Genomic DNA, 26,767 nt, shown 5'->3' on the forward strand with positions numbered 1-26,767 from the left:
GTTCCTGAATCTGCCTTTAGGCAATCCCCTCGCTTTATGAAGGCGCTTGGGCCGTTCACGGAATGCTAAAGGCGTGCTATATCGAGTTCAGGTGCCGGGCACAGCCCGGAACGATGAGGAGGATATGGATGAGCGAAACCCGTGTCATTATGGATGAAGCCGCGATTCGCCGGGCATTAACGAGAATTGCGCATGAAATTTTGGAGAAAAACAAAGGAATTGAAGGTTGCGTATTGGTTGGAATTGTAAGCCGGGGCGTACATCTGGCCCAGCGGCTTGCCGAACGTCTTGAGGAGATTGAAGGCGTGACGGTGCCCTGGAGCGAACTGGATGTCACTCCTTACAGGGATGATCGCGAGAGCAGCGGAGATTCCTTTGCAGCGGGAGTCCCGCAGTTGAAAGATCAGGATGTGCAGGGTAAAAAAGTGATCCTGGTCGACGACGTGCTCTTTACGGGCCGGACGATCCGGGCAGCCATGGATGCCATCATGGACTGCGGACGCCCCGAGTCGATTCAGCTGGCGGTGCTTGCTGACCGCGGACACCGCGAGCTTCCGATCCGGCCGGATTATGTAGGCAAAAACGTGCCGACCTCTAGGGAAGAAGAAATTGAGGTTCTTCTGCAGGAACGCGACGAGGCGGATCTGGTCAGACTTACCCAGAAGAGGGGGAATAACCAATGACCCTAACCTCGACAATGCTGAAAGAACGCAGTCTGCTTGGCTTGAGAGATCTTAGCCGGACCGAAATCGAAACACTGCTGGACCGGGCCGCTTATTGGGAAGCCCAGCCGGACAAAGTGATTCCGGTGCTGAAGGACCGGTTTGTAGCGAATATGTTTTTCGAGAATAGCACGCGGACGCGCTTTTCCTTTGAAATGGCTGAGAAACGCCTCGGAGCTGAGGTCCTGAACTTCGCTGCCGCCGCCTCAAGCGTGGAAAAAGGAGAATCGATCTACGACACTGTCCGGACGCTTGAATCGATGGGTATTCATGCCGGGGTAATCCGGTTGAAGCCGATCGGGGTTCTGGCCCAACTCGCCGAAAAGGTTAACGTTCCGCTTGTGAACGCGGGGGACGGCAATAACGAACATCCAACGCAAGCGCTGCTTGATCTTTATACGATGAAAAAGGAATTCGGCACCCTTAAGGGGCTCGAGGTCTCCATCATTGGGGACATCAAACACAGCCGCGTAGCCCGCTCGAATCTATGGGCGCTGCAAAAATTCGGAGCCAAAGTGAAATTTTGCGCCCCGGAATCCATGCAAGGACCGGAGCTTGCCGCGGAAGCGCCTTACGTAACCATGGAAGAAGCGCTTAAAGCGGACGTAGTCATGATGCTGAGAGTGCAGCTGGAGCGCCATGCGACTGGAATCCTGAAATCGCCGGAGGAATACCGCCTCCAGTACGGTCTTACAGAGGAGCGGGCGGCTAAGCTGGCCGGACATACGATCATCATGCATCCGGCGCCCGTCAACCGTGATGTGGAAATCGACGATGCGCTCGTGGAGAGTGAAAAATCGAGAATTTTTCCGCAGATGAGAAACGGGGTTCCGATCCGCATGGCGGTTATGGAACGGGCGCTGCGGCTGTAAGCCGCCGAAGCATTAAAGCATGGCGGGCCAAGGGCAGCGGCTCAAACGGAAATTTATCGGGCTACGATCAAGCAAGCATTTTTCAGAATAAAAGCGGAGGTATTTATGCCATTAATCATAACGAACGCCAAAGTGTTAAACGAGGACGGACAGCTGGAGCTTAAGACGATCGCCGTTAAAGACGGAGTAATCGCAGGGATTTACGACCAAGGCACGGAGGTTCAGGCTGAAGGAGCAGAAACGCTGGACGCCGCAGGCAAGCTGGTGACGCCGGGTTTTATCGATATGCACGTGCATCTGCGCGAACCGGGTTTCGAGCATAAAGAGACAATCGCGACAGGAAGCCTGTCGGCAGCCAAAGGCGGTTTTACGACGATTGCCTGCATGCCGAACACCCGCCCGATCACGGACGATCCGGAAACGGTGAAGCTGGTTCTGGACAAAGCGAAGGAAGCGGACCTGGTCAAGGTGCTGCCCTATGCGGCGATTACGGTAAACGAGCTGGGACGCGAGCTGACGGATTTCACCGCGCTGAAAGAAGCGGGAGCAATCGGCTTTACGGATGATGGCGTAGGCGTACAAAACGCGCAAATGATGAAAGATGCAATGGCTTGGGCCGCTTCGATGAATATGCCGGTGATCGCCCACTGCGAAGATAATTCCCTGGTGGAAGGCGCTCCGGTGGCGGAAGGCGAGTTCGCCAGAAAACACGGCTTGAAGGGCATTCCGAACGAGTCGGAAGCGATCCACGTCGGACGCGACATTTTGCTGGCCGAGGCGACCGGGGTTCACTACCATGTGTGCCACGTCAGCACCGAGCAGTCGATCCGGCTTATCCGGCAGGCAAAGCAAATCGGCATTAACGTGACCGCGGAGGTTTGCCCGCATCACCTGCTGCTCTGCGAAGAGGACATTCCGGGCCTGGATGCCAACTGGAAAATGAATCCGCCGCTGCGCTCGCGCCGCGACGTGGAAGCCTGCATCGCCGCGCTGGAAGACGGCACGATCGACATCGTCGTGACGGACCATGCGCCGCACAGCGAAGAAGAGAAAGCTAAAGGCATGCAGCTTGCGCCGTTTGGGATCGTCGGCTTTGAGACGGCTTTCCCTCTGCTCTACACGAAATTCGTGGAGACTGGGCTGTGGACGCTGCAAATGCTGGTACAGCGGATGACAGCCGACCCGGCCCGCGTGTTCGGATTGGATACGGGACGCCTGGAAGTCGGAGCGCCGGCGGATCTGACCGTCGTGGATCTGGAAACGGAAAAAACCGTTGATCCGTCCACCTTTGCCAGCAAAGGGCGGAACACGCCGTTTGGCGGCTGGAGCCTGAAGGGCTGGCCGGCGGTTACGATTGTAAACGGAAAAATTTCTTGGGCCGAAGATCGCGTGCTCAACTAACGAATAGAACGGACTTACATTTGAGAACAGGGAGTGGATCGAAGGTGCAGGCAAGATTATTGTTGGAAGACGGCACGTTGTTTACGGGAACTTCTTTTGGTGCGGAAGTGGAGAAAACCGGCGAGGTTGTTTTTAATACAGGGATTACAGGTTATCAGGAAGTGCTGTCGGATCCGTCCTACTGCGGACAAATCGTGACGATGACTTATCCGCTGATCGGGAACTACGGCATTACGCGGGACGACTTTGAGTCGGTGGCTCCGTCCATTCACGGTTTTGTCGTGCGCCGTCACGAACCGGTCCCAAGCAACTGGCGGGCCCAATACAGCATTGAGGATTTGCTTAAGGAGTACGGCATTCCCGCCATCAGCGGCATCGACACCCGCATGCTGACCCGGATTATCCGCCAGCACGGCACGATGAAAGGGATTCTGACCACGACAAACAAACCGATTGAAGAGCTTCAGGAAATGATTGCCCACACCAGCATCCATGAACTGCGCGATCAAGTAGCCAAAACCTCGACGCAGCGTATTTACAACGTGCCGGGCTCCGGCGAACGGATTGTGCTCGTCGATTTCGGCGCCAAAAGCGGCATCGTGCGCGAGCTTACCAAACGCGGCTGCGCTGTAGTAGTCGTGCCTCATGACACTACCGCAGACGAAATCCGCAAGCTGCACCCGGACGGCATTCAACTGTCCAACGGCCCTGGCGACCCGAAAGACGTGCCTTATGCGGCAAAAATGGTTTCCGAGCTGCTCGGCGAATATCCGATTTTCGGCATCTGCCTCGGGCACCAGCTGTTTGCGCTGGCCTGCGGCGCTGACACGGAAAGCCTGAAGTTCGGTCACCGCGGCGGCAACCATCCGGTGAAGGAACTCGAATCCGGCCGCTGCTACATCACTTCGCAGAACCACGGCTATACGGTCACCGAATCTTCGGTTGCCGGAACGGATCTCGAAGTTACGCATATCAACAATAACGACAAAACGATTGAAGGCCTTAAACATACGAAGTACCCGGCGTTCTCCGTGCAGTACCATCCGGAAGCTGCGCCAGGCCCGTACGACAACAGTTATCTGTTCGACCGCTTCCTGGAGATGATCCGCGAGCATAAACGCCTGAATCCAAAGAAACCGCGTCAAGCCGAACTGATGGCCGCTGCGAAAGGAGCTCTGTAAACCTATGCCTATCAATAAAGACCTCAAGAAAATTTTGGTGATCGGCTCCGGTCCGATCGTCATCGGCCAAGCGGCGGAATTTGATTACGCCGGTACGCAGGCCTGCCAAGCGCTGAAAGAAGAAGGCGTGGAAGTGGTGCTGATCAACAGCAACCCGGCCACCATCATGACCGATACGAACATGGCCGACAAAGTTTACATCGAACCTATTACCCTGGATTTCGTGACGCAAATTATCCGTCAGGAACGTCCGGACGGCCTGCTGCCGACCCTCGGCGGCCAAACGGGCCTCAACATGGCGGTGGAACTGGCGCGCGCAGGCGTGCTGGAGCGGGAAAACGTCAAATTGCTTGGCACGCAGCTGACCTCCATTGAGAAAGCGGAAGACCGCGATTTGTTCCGCGAGCTGATGCGCGAGCTGGAGCAGCCGGTGCCTGAGAGCACCATCGTCACTACGCTGGAGGAAGCCCTCGACTTCGCCGAGGAAATCGGTTACCCGCTGATCGTCCGTCCGGCTTATACGCTCGGTGGAACAGGCGGCGGCATCTGCGCCGACGAAGAAGAGCTGCGCGAGACTGTATCCTCCGGCCTGCGCTACAGCCCGATTACACAATGTCTGGTCGAGAAATCGATCGCCGGCATGAAGGAAGTCGAATACGAAGTGATGCGCGACGCCAATGATAACTGTATCGTTGTCTGCAACATGGAAAACTTTGACCCGGTCGGCGTACATACCGGCGACAGTATCGTTGTGGCGCCAAGCCAAACGTTGTCCGACCGTGAATACCAGATGCTGCGTTCGGCTTCCCTGAAGATCATCCGCGCGCTCAATATTGAAGGCGGCTGCAACGTGCAGTTCGCTTTGGACCCGCAAAGCTTCCAGTATTATGTCATCGAAGTGAATCCGCGGGTCAGCCGTTCTTCCGCGCTGGCTTCCAAGGCAACGGGTTATCCGATCGCCAAGATGGCCGCCAAAATCGCGCTAGGCTACACGCTGGACGAAATCGTCAATCCGGTGACAGGCCAAACTTACGCCTGCTTCGAACCGACGCTTGATTATATCGTCAGCAAAATTCCGCGCTGGCCGTTCGATAAATTTATCCATGCCAACCGCAAACTGGGCACGCAGATGAAAGCAACCGGCGAAGTGATGGCGATTGGCCGCACCTTCGAGGAATCGATCCACAAAGCGGTTCGTTCCCTGGAAATCGGCACGCATCGCCTGTACCTGAAAGGTGCGGAGAAGCTGGATCAGGAAATCTTGGAGGCCCGTCTGGTGAAACCCGACGACGAGCGCCTGTTCCTGATCGCGGAAGCCTTCCGCCGCGGTTACGAGCTCCAGCAGATCCACGATCTGACGAACGTGGACTGGTGGTTCCTCGATAAGGTGGAACGGATTGTAGGCTTTGAGAAGACAATCGGCAGCGAAGCGGAATTAAGCCGTGAAACACTGTATGAAGCGAAACGCATGGGCTTTACGGACCGGTCTATTGCTGAGCTGCGCAAGCTGGCAGGTCGCGGCACCCATGCCACGGAGAAGGAAGTGCGCGAATATCGCTTGGACAGCGGTCTGCGCCCTGTCTACAAAATGGTAGATACCTGCGCAGCCGAGTTTGAAGCGACAACGCCTTATTACTACTCGACTTACGAAACGGAAAATGAGGTTACAGCCTCCTCCAAAGAGAAAGTCGTGGTGCTCGGCTCCGGCCCGATCCGCATCGGCCAAGGCATCGAGTTCGACTACTCCACCGTTCATGCGGTATGGGCGATTCAAAACGCCGGTTATGAAGCGGTAATTATCAACAACAATCCGGAGACCGTATCGACGGACTTTAACACCTCCGACCGATTGTACTTTGAGCCGCTGTTCTTCGAAGACGTCATGAACGTTATCGAGCAGGAGAAACCGATCGGCGTTATCGTGCAGTTCGGCGGCCAGACGGCCATTAACCTGGCGGCTCCGCTGAAAGCGGCCGGCGTCAACATCCTGGGCACTTCGCTGGAAAGCATCGACGAAGCGGAAGACCGCAAGAAATTCGAAGCTTTGCTCTCCAGACTGAGCATTGCCCAGCCGCAGGGCAGCACGGTTACGTCCGTGGACCAGGCGGTGGATACGGCGCAGGCGCTTGGTTATCCGGTGCTTGTCCGCCCGTCCTATGTGCTTGGCGGACGCGCGATGCAGATCGTCTACTCGGACGAAGAACTGCTGCAGTATATGGAAGAAGCCGTGCAGATCAATCCGGAGCATCCGGTGCTGATCGACCGCTACATGATGGGGAAAGAAGTGGAGGTCGACGCAATCTGCGACGGCGAAACGGTATTGATCCCGGGCATCATGGAGCATGTGGAACGCGCGGGCGTACACTCCGGCGACTCCATCGCCGTTTACCCGCCGCAGCATCTGGAGCAGCATCTGCGCGATAAAATCGTGGAAATCACGATTAAAATCGCCAAAGAGCTCAAGACGATCGGCCTGGTCAACATCCAGTTCGTCATCTATAAAAATGAAGTCTACGTAATCGAAGTAAACCCGCGTTCTTCCCGGACGGTGCCTTTCCTGAGCAAGGTAACGAACATTCCGATGGCGAACCTGGCTACGAAAGCGATTTTGGGCACGGCGCTGGCGAGCGAAGGGTATACGGAAGGTTTGTGGCCTGAGCCGGATTACGTATCGGTTAAAGTGCCGGTGTTCTCCTTCGCCAAACTGCGCCGCGTAGACACGACGCTGGGACCTGAAATGAAGTCGACCGGCGAAGTAATGGGCCGCGATCCGCAGTATGCCAAAGCGCTTTATAAAGGGTTAATCGGCGCAGGCATGAAAATTCCTACGACCGGAGCGATTATCGCAACGGTAGCGGACAAAGACAAGGCGGAAGCGATCGAGCTGCTGAAAGGCTTCTACGCGCTTGGTTATAAAATCATCGCAACCGGCGGGACGGCAAGCGCGCTGGAGGAGCAGGGCCTGCACGTAACAACGGTCCACAAGCTGAGCGAAGGGACGCCAAACATTCTGGATATGATCCGTACGGGTCAGGCTCACTTTGTCATCAACACGCTGACCAAAGGCAAAGAGCCGGCCAGAGACGGCTTCCGCATCCGCCGCGAAGCGGTAGAGAACGGCGTATTCTGCATGACCTCTCTCGATACGGCGGCAGCGCTGCTCAATATGCTGCAGTCGATCAATTTCTCCTCCCAGGCGATGCCATCCCTGCCTGTAGGCAGTCTGAAATAAGGTTTTGGTTGAAGCGAGAGCCCATGGCATCATGCGCTAGCTGCATGGATGGCATGGGTTCATCCATAAAGGGGGAGAACGAATGAACTTGGATTTGAAAGCCGCGAGCCGTTTGATGGTCGCGCTGGATTTTAAAACCGCGGGGGATGCCCGGACGCTGATACAGCGTCTGGAGGGCATTCCCTGTTACATGAAGATCGGCATGCAGCTTTATTACGCGGCCGGTCCGGATTTCGTCCGGGAGCTGAAGGACAAAGGATATCTGGTTTTCCTGGATCTGAAAATGCACGATATCCCCAACACGGTCAAGGGTGGCGCGGACAGCATCGCCCGCCTTGGCGTGGATATGTTTAACGTGCATGCCGCCGGCGGCGTAAAAATGATGCAGGCCGCTTATGAAGGCGCAGCGGCCGCCGTGCAGGAGGTCGGGGGCTTAAGCCTGCCGCAGATCATTGCGGTCACGCAGCTGACCAGCACGGATGAGGCAACGCTGAACAACGAAATCGGCATTGCCGGCAGCGTGGAGCAGGCCGTGTTGAATTATGCGGCGCTGGCGAAGCAGGCCGGGCTTCATGGCGTGGTCGCTTCGCCGCTGGAAGTGCAGGCGATCAAAGCTGCAAACGGGGCCGGGTTTGTGACGGTCACCCCGGGCATCCGCCCGGCCGGCAGCGAAGCCGGGGACCAGTCCCGCATTTTAACGCCTGGACAAGCTATGGAACAGGGGACGGACTACATCGTGGTAGGCCGTCCGATCACGGCAGCGGCGGATCCGAGAGAAGCCGCTCTGCAAATCATTGAGGAGATGAACTCGCATGCCTAATCTGGATCAAATTGCAGGACAAATCGCCGGCTCCCTGCTGGACATCGGAGCGGTGGCTTTGCGCCCGCATCAGCCTTTTACCTGGACCTCAGGAATCAAGTCCCCCATTTATTGCGATAACCGCTTAACGATGTCTTATCCGGACGTCCGCGACCTGATCGCAGAATCCTTTGCGGCTATCGTCCGCGAGCAGTATCCGGATGCCGAGGTGATAGCGGGGACAGCGACGGCGGGCATTCCGCATGCCGCTTTTGTGTCGCAGAAGCTGGGCCTGCCTATGGCGTACATCCGCGACAAAGCCAAAGGCCACGGCAAGGAAAATATGATTGAAGGGCTGATCAAGCCGGGACAGAAGGTCATCGTGATCGAAGACCTGATCTCCACCGGGGGAAGCTCCCTGAAAGCGGCTTTGGCCGTGAAAGAAGCCGGGGCAGAGCCTTTGGCCGTGCTGGCGATTTTCAGCTATCAGCTGGAGAAAGCGACCACGGCATTTGCCGAAGCGGGCATTCCGCTGCAGACCTTGTCCAATTACACCGCTCTGACAGAGAAGGCCGTGGAACTGGGCAGCATTAAACCGGAGGATTTGGAACTGCTGCAAGCCTGGCGGCAAAATCCGGCCTCTTTCGGGCAATAAACTTTGAAGCGCATCCGGCCTAGGTCGGGTGTCTTTTTTTATTTGGCCGTTATCCTTTATAATTTTATTAGTATAGACAGACACGAGCATGAGGGAGGACAAAACTATGTTTGTAACATTTGCGGCGCGGCTCGCCGAGCAGGAGGAGCAGCTTATCGAATGGCGGCGGTTTCTGCACCGGCATCCGGAGCTTTCTTTCCAGGAAAAAAATACGGCCCGCTTTATCGAGGAGCAGCTGCGATCCTTCGGCATCGAAGTGCGCACGGGAGTGGGCGGCAACGGTATTTTGGGTTACATAAAAGGGGGCAGCCCCGGCCCCCGGCTGGCCTTCCGCGCCGATTTCGACGCGCTTCCGATTCAGGATGAAAAAGAGGTGCCCTATAAATCGACCGTTCCCGGCGTGATGCACGCCTGCGGCCATGACGGGCACACATCGATTTTGCTTGGCGTCGCCCGCGTGCTGCAGGAGCACCGCGAGCGGCTGAACGGCGAGATCGTGCTGATCTTCCAGCACGCGGAGGAGAAACCGCCGGGCGGGGCCATCGCCATGATCGAAGACGGCTGCCTGGATGAGGTGGACGCCGTTTACGGGATCCATCTGGCATCCGATTTACCGCTGGGCACGTTTGGTTTGAAGGCGGGCCCAGCCATGGCCGCCGTAGACGCTTTTACCATCAATGTGCATGGCAAAGGAGGGCACGGGGCGCGGCCGCACCAGACGATCGACGCGCTGGTCATCGCTTCGCAAATGGTAGGCGCGCTTCAGCAGATCGTCAGCCGGCGCGTAAACCCGATCGATTCGGCGGTGGTGACGGTGGGGCAGTTCGTTTCCGGCACGGCTTTTAACGTCATAGCGGATAAAGCCGAGCTTCAGGGGACGGTCCGCTCCTTTAATCCGGAGGTCCGCAAACAGGTGGAGCAGGAGCTGCGGGCCATTGTCCGAGGTCTCAGCGAAGCGTCCGGCGCCCGGTCCGAAGTGGATTATCTGAACGGATATCCGCCGCTCGTTAATCCAGCCGCGGAAACCGAAAGAATGAGAGGGCTGGTGTCCCGGCATTTCGGAGCCGATACATTGATTGAGCTCGAGCCGGTCATGGGCGCGGAGGATTTTGCTTATTACTTGGAGCATAAACCCGGAAATTTCATTAAAGTTGGCTCCAGCACCGACGATGAGCGGACCCGGTACCCGCACCACCATCCTAAATTCGATATAGACGAACGCGCTTTGCTTCAGGCCGGAAAACTGTTTCTGGCGATTGCCCTGGATTATTTGGGCTGAGGGTCTGCGGCTCGCGGTTCTATATTTAGTAAGGTATTCCTTTTGGGCGATACGCTCGGGGGGATGCCTTTTTATTTTTTGTCGGGGATGTCTTGTTATCTTTTCATAAAAAAAACGGTCTATATAAAGACGATCCGATCCCTTTCAGCAGGCCTCTTGCTTTTATTAACAAAATTATTGGGGAAGTGGGAAAAGATTTGTAACTTTTTGGTAACTGGTTTCGTTTATAATGCAGACATCCGGTTCACCAGAAATACATAGCCAGACAAGGAGTGCGTACATGAGGCGATTGTTTCGGAAGCAGCCTGCCGGCACTGCCCAAACGGCAGATCCGACTGAGTCGGCTGCTGATGCTGGGTTGGGAAATGGGCAAGAACAGGAACTAGAGGGGAAAACGACGTTGCGGCAGCTAACGGACGAACGGGGGGGAACAGAACAAGAAACGGAACAAGGGAAAGAGGAATCAGGCATGACAGGAACCCATCAAGAGGTGAAACCCGATCATGAGGTGGACAAAGCCGGGGGCGTGGTTTTAACGGTCCGCAACGTGCAGCGTTCTTTTCCGGTCGGGGGCAAAGCGCTCCAGGTGTTGAAAGGCATCGATATGGAAGTTTCGGAGCGGCAGCTGGTTATGCTGAAGGGCCGTTCCGGCTCGGGGAAAACAACCCTGCTGAACATGCTGGGCGGTCTGGATCAACCGACGGAAGGCGAGATCTGGTTCCGGAACCAGCCCTTGCACGCCTGGGGAGACGCCAAACGCACCCAGCTGCGGCGGAAACAGATCGGTTTTGTTTTTCAGGCTTATGCGCTGCTTCCGCTGCTGTCGGCGCGGGAGAACGTCGAGCTTTCCCTGCGGATGGCGGGAGTGCCCGCCTCGGAATGGAAAAACAGGGTAGCCTACTGCCTGGAACTGGTCGGTCTGGGCAAACGGATGAACCACAGGCCCGGTGAATTGTCCGGGGGCGAGCAGCAGCGGGTGGCGATTGCGAAAGCGATTGCACACCGGCCCCACCTGCTGCTTGCAGATGAACCGACGGCAAATCTGGATTCACAAATGGGAGCACAGGTCATGGCTGTTTTTCGCAGCATTATCGAATCCGAAGGGATGACGATCTGCATGACCACACACGATCCTACGATTTTGGAGGTAGCAGACCATGTTTACGAGATGGTGGACGGAAGATTCATCTAGGAGGGGAAGGTTTGGACGGCGGATGGCAGTGCTGATCGTGTTAGCTTTGGTGGTTTCCGCCACTGCGGGCTGCAGCTTGCTTCCCAAGGAAGAAGAAGAAGAGGCGCTGCCGGTCATCACGCCGCCCACGATTTCCAAGAAACCCGAGTATACGGTGAGAAGTGAAACGCTGGAAACCTCGGTCAGTGCCGTGGGCAGCTTAAAAAGCCAGCGCGAGGAACCGGTCTATTTTACGTCTGACGGCTTACATATAAAAGAGATCAACGTCAAAGCGGGGGATAAGGTCGCCGCCGGGGCGGTGATTGCCGCCCTGGATGTCGAGGACCTGCAGAAGCAGCTCCGTCAGAAACGCCTTGAATTCCGCAAACAGGAAGTCGCCATGAAAGAGACGCTGCGGAAAAAGGACGAAATGGACCCGATCGAATTTGAGGAAGCGTCTATTGTATTTGAAGAAGCCAGGACGGAGCTCAGCGACCTGGAGACGGAAATCGCGAAAGGGGTGCTGACGGCCCCTTTTTCGGGGACCGTGCTGTCCGTCAGCGCAGCCAAAGGGGATGCGGTTGAAGCCTATAAGCCGGTTGCGGTGGTCGCGGATACTTCGAATCTGGTCGTTGCGGCCTCTTTTGCGAAAGAGGATTTGGAGAAGGTAGCCGTCGGCATGAAAGCTTCGGTGGATATAAATGCCGCTGGGGTGTTCGAAGGCAAGGTCAAAGTGATGCCCGTTCTGGAAAGCGAGGACAACGGCGGTGCAGGAGGGAATGGCGGAGCCGGTAATCCTCCGGCCAAGGATTCCTTGGACAAGTATCTGATCGTGCAGCTGGATAAAATGCCCGCAGGACTCAACCGGGGAACGCCGCTGAGCGTCAAAATCGTCACCCAGCGCAAAGAGAACGCAGTCCTGATTCCGATCTCGGCGTTGCGCTCCATCGGCTCGCGGACTTATGTCCAGGTCGTGGAGGACGACGGCAGCAAACGCGAAGTCGATGTGGAAACCGGCCAGCAGACCTCCACGGACATTGAAATCCTAAAGGGGCTTGAGCCCGGTCAGAAAGTAGTGGGCCGCTGATGGGAATGCCGCTGATCAAATTTTTACTCCGCAAAATGTGGAACACCAAATGGATGACGCTCAGCACGCTGCTGGGACTGATCGTGGCCGTTTCTTTTACCGTGAGCATTCCGATGTACGCGGATGGAGCGTTGAAGCGGGTGGTCGCCAAATCGCTGGAAGAGCAAAGCGAGGGACTGCCGGCGGGCTCGCTGCTGATGAGCTATCAGGCGGCAGGCGGCACGAAAACGGATCCGGCCGGATTTAAAGCGGTGGATGATTATATCCGGGAGGAAGTGCCGAAGGAAATCGGATTCCCCCATCAGGTGTACGTAAGCACCCGCTCGATCCGCAGCACCGACGTTTCGCCGGAGGACCCGACCAAGGTGGATGCCAGCCGCACGCGCACCATGTCGGTGATGACGATGTCCGGGCTTATGGATCATGTCGAGGTGACAAACGGCAAAATGTATGAGGCCGAAGACGCCGGGACCAGCGGAGAGAATGACGCTGCTGGAAGAGAAACGGCTGCTGCGGCTGCCCCGACTGGTCAAACCGGTGATTCAGGCGGTGTTATTGAGGCGGTAATGCTGGAAGACGGCATGTACCGCAATGACCTCCACGTGGGAGACATCATGGAATATCCGGTTTACAGCGGCCTGGATCTGAAGCTCAGGATCAAAATCGTGGGCATGATCAAACCATTGAACGAAAGCGATCCCTATTGGGTCCAGGGTCTTGAGGGGATGATGAACAGCTTTTACATCAGCGAAAAATCCTTTGATCAGGATTTGCTGGCCAAGCAGGTTCCGCTGCACGGCGCGCAGTGGTATTACGCTTTTGACCTGCGGGAGATCAAAACCGGCCAGCTGCCGGCGCTTTCGAGCACCTTGGAGCGTCTGGATATCGAGCTGTACCAGAAGCTGAAGGATACGAAGGTCGATATTTCCTTCGGCGATCTGCTGAACGAGTTCCGCAAACAAAGCCTGCAGCTGCAAACCCTGTTATTCACGCTGGCGGCACCGATGATTGCCATGGTTTTCTATTATATCGTGATGAACTCCCGCCAGGCGCTGGATAAACAGCAAAGCGACATCGCCGTGCTTCGCAGCCGCGGCGCCTCGACTAGGCAGATTGTTTTTATTTATTTGCTGGAAAGTCTTGTGCTTGGGGTTGCCGCCATGATTGCAGGACCATTTTTAGGCTGGTTTATGGCGAAATCGATCGGTTCCGCAGACGGCTTCCTGACGTTCGTGGACCGCAAATCGCTGCCGGTCGGCTTCAACCAGGACGCGTTTGCCCTTGGCGGGGCAGCGGTGTTGATCGCGGTTTTATCCACGCTGATCCCGGCCATCGCTTATGCCCGTTCTTCTATCGTCAATACGAAGCGGAGACAGGCCCGCAAAGACCGGGCACCGGGCTGGCAGCGGTGGTTTGTCGATGTGCTGCTGCTGGGTTTGGCCGGATACGGTTATTACCTGTTTTACGACCGGCAGATGCTGACGTTCCAGACGGGAATGACGACGGATGAGCTGCAGGTTCAGCCTTTCCTGTTTTTTGTGCCGGCTTTGGCGATTTTTGCGGGAGGGTTATTTTTTCTCCGCTTGTTCCCGTGGCTGCTCCGGCTGCTCGGCTGGATCGGGAAACGTTGGCTGCCGGTCCCGTATTATCTCAGCTTGACCCAGCTGTCTCGCTCCGCGGCGTCGTATTATCCGCTGATGATTTTATTGGTGCTGACGCTGGGGCTGGGCATTTATAACGCTTCGGCCGCGCGTACGATCGATCTGAACTCTACGGAGCGTACGCTTTACCAATACGGATCGGATGTGGTGATGCAGACCGTATGGGAAGGCACTCCAGAGGTAGCCGGCGGAAATGCGGGAGGGGCCGGGGGCGGCGGCAACGGTGCCGGCGGCGCTCCGAACGGGGCGGGAAACCCCGGGGGAGGCGGCATGCCGGGAGCCGGCGGTCCCGGGGGAGCGGGAGGACCGGGGGGTCCGCCTTCGGCGCCTACCAAGGTGGTGTATACCGAACCTCCTTTTGAGGTGTTCCGCCACCTTGAAGGCGTAGAGGCCGCAGCCCGTGTGCTGCGGACCCAGGGAAACCTGGTCGTTTCGGGCAAATCTGCGGGCCAGGGCAGCGTGATGGGAATCGATAACGTCGATTTTTCCAAAGTCGCCTGGTTCCGGAACGATTTGTTCCCGGTTCATCCGTTCAACTATTTGAATTTTCTAGGCATGAATGAAAGCGCGGCGCTGATTCCGTCGAGCCTGGCTGAGAAATATCAATTAAAGACGGGGGATATCGTCTCCGTTTCCTTGCAGGATCAGCTGGTGGATTTTACGGTTTACGGCATCATCCCTTATTGGCCGACGGAATATCCGGACCAAACGCCGTTTGTCATCGCCAATCTGGATTACATATACGATCAGGCTCCAATGATTCCATACGAAGTTTGGCTGAAAATGAAACCGGAAGCCAAGGTCGCACCGTTGATCACGGCTTTGGCTGACGAAGGCATCGAATTGTCTTCCGTCAAAGACGTGCGCAGCGAGCTGGCCGTTCAAAGCAAGCTGCCGACCCGGGGCGGGGTGTTCGGCATCCTTAGTCTGGGATTTCTGCTTTCGGTTATCGTCTCGCTGATCGGATACGTGCTTTATTGGATTTTTAACCTGTCCAGCCGGGTGGTTCAGTTCGGCATTTTGCGGGCGATGGGATTATCACGGCGTCAGCTGACGCTGATGCTGCTGGCAGAGCAAATTCTGACCGCCGGGTTGTCCATCCTGCTCGGGATCGGCATCGGCAAATTAGCCGGCAAGCTGTATCTCCCCTTCCTGCAGACAGCGGACAATGTGACCTCCCAGGTGCCGCCGTTCCGGATCGTGTTCAACTCCAGCGATACGCTTCAGCTCTACGGGGTGGTCCTGGTTATGCTGCTTCTCGGAGCCGGGCTGCTGATGTGGCAAATCCGGCGGCTCAAGGTTCATCAGGCCGTTAAATTGGGAGAGGAGCGGTAATAGATGATCCATTGCGAAGGACTCGTAAAAATTTTCAAATCCGAAGACATTGAGGTTGTAGCGCTGCAGGGGCTGAACCTGACGGTCGAGCAAGGGGAAATGATGGCCATCATCGGCAACAGCGGGAGCGGCAAATCCACCCTGCTTAATATATTGGGCGGACTGGACCGCCCTTCGGCCGGACAGATCAGCGTCGGCGGCTGGGATTTGCTGAAGATCAAAGACGAACAGCTGGTGGACTATAAACGCAAGACGGTGGGGTTCGTCTGGCAGAACAACGCCCGGAACCTCCTGCCCTATTTAACGGCACTGGAAAATGTAGAACTGCCCATGACTTTGGGCGGCAAAGTCGACCGCGCTTACGCCAGGCAGCTGCTGGAATGGGTCGGTCTCAAGGACCGGATGCGCAGCAGGCTGACCCAGCTGTCCGGGGGCGAGCAGCAGCGGGTGGCGATCGCGATTGCGCTGGCCAACCGTCCGGCCATTTTGCTGGCGGACGAACCGACGGGATCGGTCGATACGGCTACTTCCGACCAGATCATGAATATTTTTCGCAAGGTGAACCGGGAGCTGGGCATTACAATCGTTATCGTTACGCATGATCTGGCGTTGGCCGGCAAAGTCGACCGGGTGGTTGCCATTCGGGACGGTTTGACCAGTACGGAGTTCCTGAAGAGGAATCCGGGTCTGGACGGCAGCATCGCTGGTTTCGCCCCGCAGGCGGGAGGCCTGCAAGATGTCCATGAGGCTTTTGTGGTCGTCGACCGTGCCGGGAGGCTTCAGGTCCCCAAAGAATACCTGGAATCGGTAGGCATCGGCGGACGTGCAACGATGGAGTTTGACGGGGAAAAAATTATCATTACCGCACCAAAATCATTGGAGGGGGATTCGAAATGAAAATGCAGGTTCAAAGCAAACGAGGTTTTCATCCGAAGCTGGTCAGGAGATTGGCGGGAGCAGGTTTGGCACTGGCACTCACTTTTTCGGTATTGTCGGGCTGCAGCGGCTCCAAAGCTTCGGATAATGAGCAGAAAGTGCTGCGGGTAGGATTGCTGTACGGCGGCTATGACGACTCTTATACCCGCCAGCAGTTTACCGATGCGTATGAGCTGACGCATCCGAACGTCGATATTGAAATCGTGCCGGCCATCGACCAGAGCATTTACCGGTACAGCGACGGGTCGGAGCAGATTCAGCAGCCGGATGTCATGGAAAGCGTGAAAAAAATCATGACGGGCAGCAATCCCGTCGACGTTATTATCGCGGATACGAGCACGCTTCAGAAGCTGATTCAGGAAAATATGGTCAAACAGCTGGATCCGCTGATTCAGGAAGATAAATTCGATACATCGGATTTTGTGCCTACCGTCATCGACGGCCTTAAAGATATCGGAGAAGGCAATTTATATGCCTTGGCACCGACCTTCAGCTCTTCCGCTTTGTTTTACAATAAAAATTTGTTCAAGGATGCGGGCGTGGAGCCCCCTCATGACGGAATGACCTGGGATGAAGTGTTTGATCTTGCCCGCCGCGTCAGCAAAGGGGAAGGGAAAGACCGCGTTTACGGACTGGCTTTTAATACTTATATGGGCTCCGATCCCTATTGGGATATCCAAAACTATTCCAGCGCGCTGCAGCTCCGTTATTTTGACGACAAGGCAGAAACGATGACCGTGGATACGCCGCAATGGGAGAAAATTTGGAGCACGATGAGCAAACTTTATATCGATAAAGTGGTGCCGGATGGGACTCAGATGATGAACAACCAGGGCCAGGGGGGCGTCATCGTCAACTCCGGCGGAGTGAGTCAGGATTTGTTTCTCTCCGGGAAGGTAGCCATGGTTATCGGGTATAACAGTTATGTAAATGACGTGATGGATGCGAACGACAATGCATCGAAGATTAAAAATTTTAAAGCCGTGGATTGGGATGTAGTTACGATGCCTACTCATCCGGAGAAGCCGGGCGTCGGGGGCAACGCTTATCTGAGCAATGCTTTTGCGATCAACAGCAACGCGCCGAACGCGGATACGGCCTGGGATTTCGTGAAATTCCAAAATGGCGAGGAATGGGCCAAAATCAGGTCCCGCAGCTCTTACGAGATGGTGTCGCGCAAATCTTACATCAAACCTAAAGATGGCAAAGATTATAATGTGCAGGCCTTCTATGCGCTGAAGCCGGTACCGCCGACCACCAATTCGGATGAGAAGTTATATACGGAGAAGCCGGGCATTTCCTCGGTCACTTCAATCGGGCAGAAATATTTCAAAGAGGTGCTGGATAACAAAAAAACGCCGGCTGAAGCTTTGAAGGAATGGCAGCAGAAGGGCAATACGATGCTGCAGGCGATCAAAAACAACCCGAAAACGATGTTCCAGGAGGACGGAACTCCTTTTGTACCGCAGGATAACGCAGGAGCGGCAAGCGGCGTTAAGGGATGATTTCGGCGTGAAGGGGATGATTTTAACCGGTCCCGTTTCTTTTTCTGAAGCCTGAAGCCGTTTAGCTCGCAAACTGAACTTAAGTAAACAGCCGCCAGATCCATTCTGGCGGCTGTTATTTTTTCGGGGAAGATGATTTGAAAGGACAAATAAAACAACAAAAAAACCTCCCTGCAAACTAAGGAGGCTGGTCGCTATGGGCCCTACAGGACTCGAACCTGTGACCAATCGGTTATGAGCCGACCGCTCTAACCAACTGAGCTAAGGGCCCTTATGTAAGTATTGCGGGGGCAGGATTTGAACCTGCGGCCTTCGGGTTATGAGCCCGACGAGCTACCGGGCTGCTCCACCCCGCGTCAGTAAATAGCGACATTAAATAATATACCTGATTTTTTGCCGCTGCGTCAAGCCTCAAATTCAGGGAAGGAAACGTACGCCATAACGACCTTTTTTGGACCGGAACACTTCGATTTCGCGCATTTCCCGGAAACCGTACACCCATCCGTCGTGCTCCAATCTTCGAGCCAAACAGCCTGCCTGAAATTTCGAATTATATAATCTGCCGAAATAAACCCAGTTCATCTTTATAGCCGCCTTTCATGAGATGCCTTGCTATCTATGTAATTTCTCATTCCTTCCCTAAGATTCCCCATTTTTCGCAAAATAACCCCTCCATGAAAGTCACAGTGGTGTAACAGACATGTTCTAAGCTCTTAACAGAGACAGCAGTTACTAAGTGAATGGAGATGAGAAAAATGAATAATAAAACCATTTTAATTACAGGCGGGACAGGCTCATGGGGAAAGGAATTGGTCAGGCAGCTGCTGAAGCTGTCGCCTAAAGAAATCCGCATCTTTTCCCGGAACGAATCCCTTCAGGCCCATATGAAGCAGACGATTCATGATCCCAGATTAACCTTTATCCTGGGAGACATCAGGGACAAATGGGAGCTTGAAACGGCCTGCAAGGATGTCGATTATCTGTTTCATCTAGCCGCGCTTAAACACGTGCCGGTTTGTGAAGAACAGCCTGATTGCGCGCTTAAAACGAATATTTACGGAACACAAAATGTCATTGAAGCTGCCGCCGGGCAAGGCGTGCAAAAAGTGATTTACCTCTCGACAGACAAAGCCGCCAATCCCTCCAATACATATGGGATGACCAAAGCGATTGGAGAAAAGCTGATTTTGCACGCTAACGAGTATACGGCCACCCGGTTTGCCTGCCTCAGAAGCGGCAACATCCTGGGATCGGAAGGCAGCGTTATTCCGTTATTCCGGCAGCAGCTTAAAGAAGGTCTGCCGCTAAGTATTACCGATGCGCGAATGACCCGCTATTTCCTTACCGTAAGCAAAGCCGTGAACATTTTGCTGACGGCCGCAGAGCAAATGGTGGGCGGCGAAATTTTTGTCACGAAATCGCCGGCGTGCCAAATCACCGACCTGGCTGAAGTCCTCTTGGAGCATGCCGGGAATCCGGCTGCCGGCGTCCATTATATCGGCATTCGGCCCGGCGAACGGCTTCACGAAGCGTTAATCTCCGACATGGACCGCGGGTATGTAATCGACCGGGGAGATTTTTTTGTTATCAAACAGAGGGTTACAAATAGCGATTATGCGAAGGGCAAGCTGACAGCCGACGGAAGCAGCGCACAGGCTTATTCTTCAGAGTCGTTCACGATTTCGAAAGCTGAAATAGAAACGATGCTGAGGGAAGGCGGTTTTCTGGAATGAAGCAGGTCATTATTTTTACGGGGGGCGGCTCTGCCGGTCATGTTACCGCCAATCTGGTGCTGATATCGAAACTGCTGCGGGAGGGCTGGGAGATTCATTATATCGGTTCAAAAAACGGTATAGAACGCAGGCTTGTCGGCGAACTGGAACAAGTCCGCTATCATGCCGTCGCCACAGGCAAGCTGCGCAGATATTGGTCCTGGAGGAATCTGACCGACATGTTCAGGTTGATTTTAGGTATTCTTCAGGCTTACGGACTGATGTTTCGGATCAAGCCGGGGGTTGTTTTTTCGCTTGGGGGTTTTGTATCCGTACCGGTCGTGATTGGGGCCGGCTGGAGGAAGATCCCCGTGCTGATTCTTGAGCCTGATCTGCATCCGGGTTTGGCGAACCGAATCTCCGTCAGATATGCCCAAACATTTTGTACCACCTTTGAGGAAACGAGGATAGAAAACAAACGTGCCGCAGGCAAAATGAAATTTATCGGACCGATTGTCAGGGAGGATCTGAAAAAGGGCAGCCGGGAAGGCGGACTTGATTTGTGCGGCTTTACCGCTGAAAAACCCGTGCTCCTGGTGATGGGGGGCAGCCAGGGGGCAGAGCGGATCAACCGGCTGACAAGAGCCGCGCTTCCGGGGCTGCTTGAACGGTTTCAGGTGGTTCACATTTGCGGCAAAGGAAAGGTGGACTTGTCCTACAGCTATTACGAAGGTTATAAGCAGTTTGAGTTTGTTCAGCAGGAATTGGCCGATATCATGGCAATGGCGGATGTTATTGTTTCGCGGGCAGGTTCCAGCGCCATTCATGAATGTTTGTCCCTGCACAAGCCGATGCTGCTGATTCCCCACTCCAGCGGCGGTTCGCGTATGGGGCAAATCCGCAACGCCCGGCATTTTTTAGACAAAGGATATGCCGAACTGCTTCAGGAAGAGAAAATGAACGTACCCGTCTTTTTGAGATCCGTTGAAAAGGTCTATAACAACCGTAGTTTCTATGAGGACAATATGCGGGCAAACGATACCGGACACGCGGCCGAACAAGTTTTGGAGCTTATCAGAAAGGCGGTGAGTTCATAGATTAACCCTTGCCGCGGGATATACAGCATAATCATTTTAAGATAGACTGGATTTAGCCAAAGAAACAACCTTGTGAAGCAGGAAGAAACAAACGGATAACACCTCCCCCTTTCATTATAGAAACCTTAATAAGGAGTAAATGGTCTTGATTAGTTACGTAGTTAGAATTAACAAATGTCCCCCGGTACCCCGATGACTCCCCTTAACGATTGAGATTTAAGTAAGTTAGGGGGACTGAAAATTGAATAAAAAAATCTCAACTCCATCACTGTTGTTATTGACCCTATTGATAGGTTTTCCTCAAATCAGCGAAACGGTTTATTCGCCGATTTTGCCCGACATAGCCTCCAGTTTGAAAGCAAGCGACAATGTTGTCCAGCTCACCTTGGGCATTTATTTTCTTGGATTTGCGCTAGGGGTATTGGCTTGGGGACGATTGTCTGATTCTATCGGGCGCCGGCAAGCGATGCTGCTGGGCATTGCCGTTTATGCTTTGGGCTGTTTGGGTGGTTATCTTTCCGGCTCGGCCTCATGGCTGCTGGTCAGCCGTTTTGTACAGGCATTTGGAGCCAGCACCGGTTCCGTCGTTACGCAGACCATCATCAGGGAAAGCATGGACGGAAGCAAACGGCAATCGGCCTTCGCTCATATTTCGGCGGTGCTGGCTATTACGCCCGCAGCAGGACCGCTGATCGGCGGCTGGCTGGATCAAATCCTCGGATTTAAAGCCGTATTTGTTTTTCTGATCGCCATGAGTTTATTCATCTTCGGGTACGCCTTTAAGACCTTGCCGGAGACCAAACCGGCAGGTTTGAACAAAGCCGGCCTGTGGTCTATTGTTAAACGTTTGGTCGCCGATCCCAAGATTTGGGCCTTTGGCTTTATGATCGGAGCGACAAACGGAATTTTGTTCAGCTATTATGCCGAAGCTCCTTTCATCTTCATCAAGCTTTACCATATGACACCTGGAAGGTTTGGTTTTTTAGGGATTTTTGTGGCATTTGCCTCTCTCTTGGGTGCTGTGATCTCAAGGAAGCTGGCAAGGCGGCAATCGGCCGAAAAATTGATTTTTGGCGGAGCCGTTTTAACTTTGGCTGGCGCACTGCTGCTTTTGATAAGTTCATTAAACGCAGCGGACGTTTCCCTGGCTTCGCTGATCAGCTTGATCGCTTCTCTGTTTATCTTGCTGCTGGGAATTGGCATCATGATCCCGAACTGCCTGAGCCAAGCTCTGGTGGCTTATGCGGATGTGCTGGGAACGGCGGGAGCCGTTTTTGGTTTAGGTTATTATATCGTAGTCAGTTTGATTGCCTCCGGGATGAGTTATGTTCACAACGGGTCTTTAACGGCCATGCCGGTTTATTTTCTGGTCCTGGCCGCTTTGATGACCTTGGTTGGCTTAATTATGGTTTATAAGTTAAACCCTCATTCAAAACGCCTGTAATTCGATTGTCAATTTGCAAAGGCGACCCTAACCGCGAGGTGCGGGGCTTCCCTTTGTCCTTTTCAGAAATAGCCGCTCTGTTTGGCAGAAAAGGACGGGTATAGCCGTTTTTTCTCTGGACATTTGTAACAAAGCTTTATATGATTTTTCAAAGAAAGGAAGTGACCCGGTCTATGAACCAGCTCATCATCTTGACGTCGGAGATAACCCAACCCACAAATTAGGGGCCCTCTGGCGAATGGCAGAATCGTGCATGAAATCTAGCTATGATTTAAACGCTTTTGTGTAAATTCGCTTTTTCCCTTAGGGCTACCGCCTGGAGGAGAAAAACATGAAGAAAAAAACGCGGAAATGGCCGGTTATTATGGCCGTACTGCTGGGGACGTTTACGGTTATTCTGAATACCAGCCTGCTTAATCCGGCTATTCCGATGTTCACTGAACGATTTGGGGCTAACGAATTAAGTGTCGGCTGGATTATAAACATATATGTATTGGTGATGGGACTTACACTCCCGTTGACGGGTTTCTTGAGCGGCCGGTTCGGTTCGAGGAATGTATATTTGACCGGATTGGTTTTGTTTTTAATAGGTTCTGCCGCAGCGGCGGCAGCGTGGAATCTGCCTACGCTTATTTTATGCAGAGCGATCCAAGGACTGGGTGCCGGACTTCTGACGCCATTGTCGATTACGCTGATCTTTGAAGCCGTTCCGGCCGAGGAGAGAGGGATGGCCACCGGGATCTGGGGAGTAGTCAGCATGCTTGCCCCTACGATTGGTCCAACCTTGGGGGGATTTATTATCGATCACGGGGAACCCGGCTTGCTCTTTTTGATCAACCTTCCTACGGGGGTTCTGGGATTCATTACGGGCGTCCTGTTTCTAAAGCCTTCCAAGGGTGAGGGGGTAGCCCCTTTTGATGCGTTAGGATATTTATATATAGCTGCTGGAATTGGCTTGTCTTTATATGCCTTTAATGCTATGAACACGGTTGAACAAGCCGTAAATCCGCTGAATTGGCTGCTGCTTGGCGCAGGGCTGGCCGGTTTGCTTTTGTTTATCGTCCGCAGCCGCAGCAATCCGAACTCCTTGTTGAATTTGTCGTTATTAAAGATCCGTCAGTTCAGGATCGGCACCCTGGTAACTACCTTGATTGCCGTAGGTTACTATCTGTCTTTTTTCCTGATTCCGATCATGATCCAGGATGTTTATCATTACAGTGCTACGGCTACCGGCCTATTATTTATCCCTGATGCCTTAATGACCGGAATTTTTATGATGGTAGGCGGGAGAATTCTGGACCGGAACGGGGCCCGAAATGTAGTCGCCTGGGGTATGGGAATAACGGGGGTGACTACGCTGCTGCTCGGGTTCCTGACGCCCCATACTCCATTTTGGTATGTGACCTTGCTAATGGCTATTCGGGGAGCGGGATTCGGGCTTTCAAGCATTCCGGCGACTACCGCCGGCATGGGCGCGCTGCCGGAGAACCGGCTTGTAGAAGGTTCGATCCTGAACGACCTGATTGAGCAGGTCACTTCCTCCCTGGCGATCGTGTTTTGTTTATTGACCTTTGTCCTTTGGAGAAACGGCTCCGTTTCGCGGCATCTTTCGTTGGAAGAAGCCAACTTGAAGGTATCGAACGGTTTGTTTCTGGGGCTTGGCATTGTCATCTTTATCGTGCTTTTGTTCTGGTGGTTTTCGTTTAACAAGAAAGAGGTGCAGCATGAAAAAAGGCGTGCATTATGAATTCCATCATATGGGGATTCCAACCGAGGAAATGAAACCCAAAGAAAGATCCAGTGAATCCGCAAAGATGTTTACTTCGGACAACGAGGGGCTCTTTATCAGGATTAGAATTTCGTAAGCTAAAAAATAAACGGCCGCCCTGATTTTCAAGGCGGCCGTTTATTCTTAAAAACTCGGCGGAGATTCGGCCCTCGGGGCCGCAATCATTTAATGTCCTTATGCCTATGAGAAAATTCCTGCGAATAACACGACGAGGCCTGCAGCAATTCCGACTCCTCCGCTCAACTTGGTGAGGTTCAAGTATGCATCGCTCGGCTCCGACTCCCCGTCAACCTTCCACCCTTCTTTCAGATACCAGGCAAATTTCGGATTTAAAATATTCACAAGCCCCAAAACAATCAGTATCAATCCTCCGAAAACCAGCATAACCTTCAACTCCTTTTTTAATCATACGCAGAAAAAGAGTATAGGTTTCCATTAAATGGAATGTATAGTTATGCCGAATGAATCCGTTACCGGGTTTTTCTGGAGTTAATCTGGGCTCTTATAAATCCTGAAGAGGACAGCAGCAGGGCGAGCACAACAAGATTCCAGGTGACAGCCTTCATGGAACTCCTCCCTTGAAATCTCCGATTCAAGCGAATTCGATTGGCCGGAAGATTTCATCCTTTAAGATAAGGTATGTTGGGTCACGCCGGTTGGAGACATAAAAAGGGAATATTGAAGGTGATTTTGGGTGGAGGAGTAAGGCAGAAATAAAAAAAAGCTCGAACGCAGCGTTTTTCCCTTAGCTCTTTTTAAAAACGTTAAAATACAAAAGCATAAATCCGGTAAAAAACACGGCGATCAGCAGTACAATCCCGATAATCAATCCGATCACAAACCTGTTGCCTTTCATTGTCCAACGCTCCTTTGTTTCCGCATGACACTGATAGTTTAATATTAGCAGAGCCGGGGAGTGAAACACAAACCCTGTTCCGTCTTGCCCGCAAGCAACAATGTTAGCTGTTTCAAACGCTCTTGGAAACTCCCAATAATCCCTCTTTAGGGCAATACTTTTTCTCTGGACTTACTCAAATCCTGTTTAATATAATGACACGGTACCTTTGAAAGGGAATCGGCATTTTCTGGATATACTGGTAACGCAGCTTGAGGTTGGAGGAAAAAGAATTTGGAAACGTCAAACGCAGCGGAAAAACAATCCTCTTTTGCCATTTGGATCAGCCTGCTGAGCAATATCGTCCTGACGGTTATGAAGCTGGCCGTCGGCCTGCTGTTCGGGAGCCAGGTATTGATCGCGGATGGCGTACACAACGCGGGAGACGTATTTGCGACGGCGGCAGCGTTGGTTTCGATGGTCATCTCCAAACGTCCGCCGGATGAGGATCATCCGTACGGCCACGGGAAAGCCGAGGTCATCGGAGCCGGCATTATCGCGATTGTGCTCGTCCTGGCGGGACTTTATATGGGTTATCATTCGGCCATGGCGCTCACGGAACCGCCTCATGAAGCCGGATTATTAGTGCTGGCGGCGGCGTTTGTTTCGCTGGTCTGGAAGCTGTGGCTTTATGGATACACGATGCGTATTGGCAGAAAAAGCAACAGCAGCGGGCTTGTCGCCACCGCTTACGATCATCTGGCCGACGTTTATGCGTCTTTGGCGGCCGTTATCGGGATCGGGCTTGCGCTTATCGGCTATCATTACGACATCCGGATATTGAAGTACGGCGATCCGATCGCCGGGATTCTGGTGGCTTTTCTGGTATTGAGGCTGGCCATTCATATGGGCCGGACTTCGGTCGACGTGCTGATGGAGAAAAATATCGACGAAGCCCAAATGGATCAAATTTTACGGATTGTTGAAGCAGTACCGGAGGTCAAACGTATCGACCGCATCCGGGCCAGAGAACACGGCCATTATATCATTGTGGATGTGCGGGTCGGGATTCCGGGGGAGATGACCATTCAGGAAGGGCATGATATCGCCAAAAAAATCAAGCTGTCCATCGGAGAAGCCAATCCGCTAGTGAAAGAGGTAATGGTGCACTTGAACCCGTGGTATGAGTCGGAACAATAAGGCTAGAACGTGAACAGGATCATTGTGCAAAAAGCCCGGCTGCTGCCGGGCTTTTTTGCGCATGGAATTTCGGGGATCCTTAAAAATGAAGCAGCCGAAGCAGCGCCGCCGGAACGCCGATAAACCAATCCAAGGCGGTCCAAACCGGTTTTTTGGCAAGGTTATTCCAAGGGGCACCGGATTTTTTTGAATGTAATAACATGACGATCCTCCTTTATTACCGGAATTTCTCGTTTGAAGACTTTTGCTTTAGTAATCATACGCCTATTGGAAAAAAATGTTTCGTGAAATCTAAATTTGGAGAATGAAAAGTAAATTGTTTGGCGGTCCAAAAGGATTTGGCGAATGTTCAGGCGGCTTTCAGCCATTCTTCAGCCCGGAATCATTTTCCCTTAAGGAAAGGCAATTATGATGATGTAAGCAAGCAAAAGGAAAAGGCGGAGCACACGCCGGCTTCTTTAAAATGGACCCATCGGCTATCGCCGGCCTGCTTGGCCTAAGTGCCGATGAGTTGAAGACAGCGCAGCAAAACGGCAAAACCCTGGCGGCCATCGCAGAGGAGCAGGGCATTGACGCCCAGAAGGTGATCGATCTCGTAACGTCGCAGTTCACCAGCGGATTGGACAAGCAGCTGGCTGACGGAACGATTACGCAAACGCAATATGAGGAACAGAAAGCAAAACTGGCCGACAGAGCGGAGAAGTTTGTCAATCATACGTTTGCCGGGAAAGGAAAAACGGAGAGGGAACGCCATCGGCCGGTCAAGGAGAAAGCAGCCGGCAGTGCTTCCAGCTAATCACCCAACCAACGAACTAATCGCTTAACCATTATCGGTTAACTAATCCGTTAACAAG

The 26,767-nt window shown here is 53.5% G+C and carries 22 protein-coding genes and 2 tRNA genes; 19 read left to right on the top strand and 5 right to left on the bottom strand.

What is annotated here, in order from left to right; all coding sequences use genetic code 11:
* Positions 1-128 precede the first annotated feature (128 nt).
* From pyrR to AC3ZPD_RS13750, 13 genes are all read left to right on the top strand, one after another.
* Positions 129-683 carry a bifunctional pyr operon transcriptional regulator/uracil phosphoribosyltransferase PyrR gene (gene pyrR / locus AC3ZPD_RS13690; protein WP_490984842.1) on the top strand — a complete coding sequence of 185 codons (555 nt, stop codon included), beginning with the start codon at positions 129-131 and terminating at the stop codon, positions 681-683.
* Complete coding sequence (locus AC3ZPD_RS13695) at positions 680-1,594, top strand: aspartate carbamoyltransferase catalytic subunit (protein ID WP_490984843.1); 915 nt, start codon at positions 680-682, stop codon at positions 1,592-1,594. The genes pyrR and AC3ZPD_RS13695 overlap by 4 nt, the downstream gene beginning before the upstream one ends.
* A gap of 105 nt (positions 1,595-1,699) precedes the next feature.
* On the top strand, positions 1,700-2,995 hold the full coding sequence (pyrC, locus tag AC3ZPD_RS13700) for a dihydroorotase (RefSeq protein WP_490984844.1): 1,296 nt from the start codon (positions 1,700-1,702) through the stop codon (positions 2,993-2,995).
* Between the two features lie 44 nt (positions 2,996-3,039).
* Positions 3,040-4,176, top strand: coding sequence for a carbamoyl phosphate synthase small subunit (locus tag AC3ZPD_RS13705; RefSeq protein ID WP_490984845.1), 1,137 nt, complete (start codon positions 3,040-3,042; stop codon positions 4,174-4,176).
* A 4-nt stretch (positions 4,177-4,180) separates the two neighbouring features.
* Positions 4,181-7,408: a carbamoyl-phosphate synthase large subunit gene (carB, locus tag AC3ZPD_RS13710; RefSeq protein ID WP_490984846.1), complete on the top strand. Its 3,228-nt coding sequence runs from the start codon at positions 4,181-4,183 to the stop codon at positions 7,406-7,408.
* Between the two features lie 82 nt (positions 7,409-7,490).
* Positions 7,491-8,228, top strand: coding sequence for an orotidine-5'-phosphate decarboxylase (pyrF, locus tag AC3ZPD_RS13715; RefSeq protein WP_490984847.1), 738 nt, complete (start codon positions 7,491-7,493; stop codon positions 8,226-8,228).
* Complete coding sequence (gene pyrE, locus AC3ZPD_RS13720) at positions 8,221-8,862, top strand: orotate phosphoribosyltransferase (protein ID WP_490984848.1); 642 nt, start codon at positions 8,221-8,223, stop codon at positions 8,860-8,862. The genes pyrF and pyrE overlap by 8 nt, the downstream gene beginning before the upstream one ends.
* Positions 8,863-8,968: 106 nt before the next feature.
* Complete coding sequence (locus AC3ZPD_RS13725; RefSeq protein ID WP_490984849.1) at positions 8,969-10,141, top strand: M20 metallopeptidase family protein; 1,173 nt, start codon at positions 8,969-8,971, stop codon at positions 10,139-10,141.
* 469 nt (positions 10,142-10,610) lie between these two features.
* Positions 10,611-11,333, top strand: a complete 723-nt coding sequence (locus AC3ZPD_RS13730; RefSeq protein WP_490984893.1) for an ABC transporter ATP-binding protein — start codon at positions 10,611-10,613, stop codon at positions 11,331-11,333.
* On the top strand, positions 11,299-12,399 hold the full coding sequence (locus AC3ZPD_RS13735; protein WP_490984850.1) for an efflux RND transporter periplasmic adaptor subunit: 1,101 nt from the start codon (positions 11,299-11,301) through the stop codon (positions 12,397-12,399). Before AC3ZPD_RS13730 ends, AC3ZPD_RS13735 begins: the two co-directional genes overlap by 35 nt.
* Positions 12,399-15,395 (top strand): ABC transporter permease, encoded by a 2,997-nt coding sequence (locus AC3ZPD_RS13740; protein WP_490984851.1) that lies wholly within the window; start codon positions 12,399-12,401, stop codon positions 15,393-15,395. Before AC3ZPD_RS13735 ends, AC3ZPD_RS13740 begins: the two co-directional genes overlap by 1 nt.
* A 3-nt stretch (positions 15,396-15,398) precedes the next feature.
* On the top strand, positions 15,399-16,292 hold the full coding sequence (locus AC3ZPD_RS13745) for an ABC transporter ATP-binding protein (protein ID WP_490984852.1): 894 nt from the start codon (positions 15,399-15,401) through the stop codon (positions 16,290-16,292).
* Positions 16,289-17,836 carry an extracellular solute-binding protein gene (locus AC3ZPD_RS13750; RefSeq protein WP_490984853.1) on the top strand — a complete coding sequence of 516 codons (1,548 nt, stop codon included), beginning with the start codon at positions 16,289-16,291 and terminating at the stop codon, positions 17,834-17,836. Before AC3ZPD_RS13745 ends, AC3ZPD_RS13750 begins: the two co-directional genes overlap by 4 nt.
* A gap of 197 nt (positions 17,837-18,033) precedes the next feature.
* Here AC3ZPD_RS13750 and AC3ZPD_RS13755 read toward each other — a convergent pair.
* From AC3ZPD_RS13755 to AC3ZPD_RS13765, 3 genes are all read right to left on the bottom strand, one after another.
* Positions 18,034-18,107: transfer RNA gene (locus AC3ZPD_RS13755), tRNA-Ile, on the bottom strand.
* 11 nt (positions 18,108-18,118) lie between these two features.
* Positions 18,119-18,192 (bottom strand) — tRNA-Met (locus AC3ZPD_RS13760).
* Positions 18,193-18,253: 61 nt separating this feature from the next.
* Positions 18,254-18,418, bottom strand: a complete 165-nt coding sequence (locus tag AC3ZPD_RS13765; protein ID WP_490984854.1) for a hypothetical protein — start codon at positions 18,416-18,418, stop codon at positions 18,254-18,256.
* 173 nt (positions 18,419-18,591) lie between these two features.
* Here AC3ZPD_RS13765 and AC3ZPD_RS13770 point away from each other — a divergent pair, with 173 nt between their 5' ends.
* From AC3ZPD_RS13770 to AC3ZPD_RS13785, 4 genes are all read left to right on the top strand, one after another.
* A complete protein-coding gene (locus AC3ZPD_RS13770) occupies positions 18,592-19,569 on the top strand; it encodes a polysaccharide biosynthesis protein (protein WP_490984855.1) in 978 nt (325 codons plus the stop codon).
* Positions 19,566-20,645: an undecaprenyldiphospho-muramoylpentapeptide beta-N-acetylglucosaminyltransferase gene (gene murG / locus AC3ZPD_RS13775; RefSeq protein WP_490984856.1), complete on the top strand. Its 1,080-nt coding sequence runs from the start codon at positions 19,566-19,568 to the stop codon at positions 20,643-20,645. The genes AC3ZPD_RS13770 and murG overlap by 4 nt, the downstream gene beginning before the upstream one ends.
* Before the next feature lie 241 nt (positions 20,646-20,886).
* Positions 20,887-22,089 (top strand): multidrug effflux MFS transporter, encoded by a 1,203-nt coding sequence (locus tag AC3ZPD_RS13780; RefSeq protein ID WP_490984857.1) that lies wholly within the window; start codon positions 20,887-20,889, stop codon positions 22,087-22,089.
* Positions 22,090-22,420: 331 nt separating this feature from the next.
* Entirely contained in the window at positions 22,421-23,836 is a 1,416-nt protein-coding gene (locus AC3ZPD_RS13785; RefSeq protein WP_490984858.1) for an MDR family MFS transporter, read from the top strand.
* A 222-nt stretch (positions 23,837-24,058) separates the two neighbouring features.
* Here the strand turns inward: AC3ZPD_RS13785 and AC3ZPD_RS13790 are convergent, their stop codons facing one another.
* Positions 24,059-24,262 carry a DUF6199 family natural product biosynthesis protein gene (locus tag AC3ZPD_RS13790; protein ID WP_490984859.1) on the bottom strand — a complete coding sequence of 68 codons (204 nt, stop codon included), beginning with the start codon at positions 24,260-24,262 and terminating at the stop codon, positions 24,059-24,061.
* Between the two features lie 745 nt (positions 24,263-25,007).
* Between AC3ZPD_RS13790 and AC3ZPD_RS13795 the strand changes: the two genes are divergently transcribed.
* Positions 25,008-25,913 carry a cation diffusion facilitator family transporter gene (locus tag AC3ZPD_RS13795; protein WP_490984860.1) on the top strand — a complete coding sequence of 302 codons (906 nt, stop codon included), beginning with the start codon at positions 25,008-25,010 and terminating at the stop codon, positions 25,911-25,913.
* A 79-nt stretch (positions 25,914-25,992) separates the two neighbouring features.
* Here AC3ZPD_RS13795 and AC3ZPD_RS13800 read toward each other — a convergent pair whose 3' ends face one another.
* Positions 25,993-26,115, bottom strand: a complete 123-nt coding sequence (locus tag AC3ZPD_RS13800) for a hypothetical protein (RefSeq protein WP_490984861.1) — start codon at positions 26,113-26,115, stop codon at positions 25,993-25,995.
* A gap of 261 nt (positions 26,116-26,376) precedes the next feature.
* On the opposite strand from AC3ZPD_RS13800, the gene AC3ZPD_RS13805 reads away from it, so the two are divergent.
* Positions 26,377-26,709, top strand: a complete 333-nt coding sequence (locus AC3ZPD_RS13805) for a hypothetical protein (protein WP_490984862.1) — start codon at positions 26,377-26,379, stop codon at positions 26,707-26,709.
* Positions 26,710-26,767 lie beyond the last annotated feature (58 nt).

The sequence above is a fragment of the Paenibacillus mobilis genome, assembly GCF_058267595.1.

Coding starts and splice junctions, on each gene's coding strand:
- AC3ZPD_RS13725 (WP_490984849.1), top strand. CDS start 8,969: ATGTTTGTAACATTTGCGGCGCGGCTCGCCGAGCAGGAGGAGCAGCTT.
- AC3ZPD_RS13785 (WP_490984858.1), top strand. CDS start 22,421: ATGAAGAAAAAAACGCGGAAATGGCCGGTTATTATGGCCGTACTGCTG.
- AC3ZPD_RS13730 (WP_490984893.1), top strand. CDS start 10,611: ATGACAGGAACCCATCAAGAGGTGAAACCCGATCATGAGGTGGACAAA.
- murG (WP_490984856.1), top strand. CDS start 19,566: ATGAAGCAGGTCATTATTTTTACGGGGGGCGGCTCTGCCGGTCATGTT.
- AC3ZPD_RS13805 (WP_490984862.1), top strand. CDS start 26,377: ATGGACCCATCGGCTATCGCCGGCCTGCTTGGCCTAAGTGCCGATGAG.
- pyrE (WP_490984848.1), top strand. CDS start 8,221: ATGCCTAATCTGGATCAAATTGCAGGACAAATCGCCGGCTCCCTGCTG.
- AC3ZPD_RS13745 (WP_490984852.1), top strand. CDS start 15,399: ATGATCCATTGCGAAGGACTCGTAAAAATTTTCAAATCCGAAGACATT.
- AC3ZPD_RS13735 (WP_490984850.1), top strand. CDS start 11,299: ATGTTTACGAGATGGTGGACGGAAGATTCATCTAGGAGGGGAAGGTTT.
- AC3ZPD_RS13770 (WP_490984855.1), top strand. CDS start 18,592: ATGAATAATAAAACCATTTTAATTACAGGCGGGACAGGCTCATGGGGA.
- pyrR (WP_490984842.1), top strand. CDS start 129: ATGAGCGAAACCCGTGTCATTATGGATGAAGCCGCGATTCGCCGGGCA.
- AC3ZPD_RS13740 (WP_490984851.1), top strand. CDS start 12,399: ATGGGAATGCCGCTGATCAAATTTTTACTCCGCAAAATGTGGAACACC.
- carB (WP_490984846.1), top strand. CDS start 4,181: ATGCCTATCAATAAAGACCTCAAGAAAATTTTGGTGATCGGCTCCGGT.
- AC3ZPD_RS13765 (WP_490984854.1), bottom strand. CDS start 18,418: ATGAACTGGGTTTATTTCGGCAGATTATATAATTCGAAATTTCAGGCA.
- AC3ZPD_RS13695 (WP_490984843.1), top strand. CDS start 680: ATGACCCTAACCTCGACAATGCTGAAAGAACGCAGTCTGCTTGGCTTG.
- AC3ZPD_RS13800 (WP_490984861.1), bottom strand. CDS start 26,115: ATGTTATTACATTCAAAAAAATCCGGTGCCCCTTGGAATAACCTTGCC.
- pyrF (WP_490984847.1), top strand. CDS start 7,491: ATGAACTTGGATTTGAAAGCCGCGAGCCGTTTGATGGTCGCGCTGGAT.
- AC3ZPD_RS13750 (WP_490984853.1), top strand. CDS start 16,289: ATGAAAATGCAGGTTCAAAGCAAACGAGGTTTTCATCCGAAGCTGGTC.
- AC3ZPD_RS13790 (WP_490984859.1), bottom strand. CDS start 24,262: ATGCTGGTTTTCGGAGGATTGATACTGATTGTTTTGGGGCTTGTGAAT.
- pyrC (WP_490984844.1), top strand. CDS start 1,700: ATGCCATTAATCATAACGAACGCCAAAGTGTTAAACGAGGACGGACAG.